Source organism: Janthinobacterium sp. DSP2-3-3, assembly GCF_049897325.1.
In the GTDB taxonomy this organism is placed as follows: domain Bacteria; phylum Pseudomonadota; class Gammaproteobacteria; order Burkholderiales; family Burkholderiaceae_D; genus Janthinobacterium.
Genome location: NZ_JAFCWA010000042.1, coordinates 1 through 589 on the forward strand (window position 1 = coordinate 1; position 589 = coordinate 589).

Sequence of the window (589 nt, forward strand, 5' to 3'; positions counted from 1 at the left end):
TCCTCCGGGTCCAGCGGGCGCTGGCCAACGAAGACACCGATTACGTTTTTCTGCTGCGGCCTGGTGGCCAGTACATTGATCGCAATCGTATTCGAGATACCGCCGTGGTGAGCAATCGCTAAATCGACCAGGATGTCGCCCTGTAGTGGCTCAAAATTCAACTCGACCAGACCGTCATGGCTTCCTGTAAATGGCCCGTAATTGGCCCCAACTCCGCCAGCGTAGAAATCGTAGGCACCATAGCCGCCCGCTGACTCCACCCCATTGCCGTTACGGCTACCCGCCACAATGGCCGCCTTTGTACCACCATCCACTGCGACTTTAAGTCCAATGTAACTGTCACTGGTGATCTGGGCACCGTATCCGGTCACGCTTCTGGCGAACAGGGCCCACGAGCTGGTGCTTTGCGCATATACGCCAAATCCAGAGGTGGATTGGCCTGATAATGCGGTGCCGCTGTTGCTAAACGCTCGAATTCCCTCCCTCGGATTCAGCGAGGTGTATGAGCCAACCGAAAGAATTGCCGGGCCAACCATACCCATCGTTACCAGCGGCTCAACTCCGTTGCCCCCCACATCGCCATACAAAA

Annotated in this window: 1 protein-coding gene; it reads right to left on the reverse strand. The window is 56.5% G+C overall.

Annotated elements, in window-relative coordinates:
* Positions 1-589: hypothetical protein (locus ACP7DE_RS27990; RefSeq protein ID WP_426075183.1), on the reverse strand; the 589-nt coding region annotated here is incomplete at both ends.